General features: G+C 65.2%; 1 protein-coding gene. It reads right to left on the minus strand.

Annotated features, from left to right (window positions below; translation table 11 throughout):
- The coding region (locus tag MD536_RS21295; protein WP_239603805.1) for a hypothetical protein at positions 1 to 287 on the minus strand (287 nt) is incomplete at both ends.

Below are 287 nucleotides of genomic sequence, written 5' to 3' on the forward strand. Positions count from 1 at the left end.
ACAGCTCCACGTAGCCCGTTCCGTCAACGCGCAGCGCGCGTGCCACGGCCGGCTGCAGGGAGTTGGTCGGCGAGGTGCCGTCGTACATCTCCACGCCGTCCTGCACGCCGTCGTCGTCCGTGTCCGCCTTGCGCGGATCGGAGCCGATGTCCTGCTCGACCCGGTTGATCAGCCCGTCATTATCGGGGTCTTCCTCGGAGTCGAGAATGCCGTCATTGTCGGTGTCCAGGTCGCCGGGGTTGGTGTCGCAGTAGTATTCGTACAGGTTGTTCAGCCCGTCGCCGTCT

Source organism: Flavihumibacter cheonanensis (assembly GCF_022352215.1).
GTDB classification, from domain to species: domain Bacteria; phylum Bacteroidota; class Bacteroidia; order Chitinophagales; family Chitinophagaceae; genus Flavihumibacter; species Flavihumibacter cheonanensis.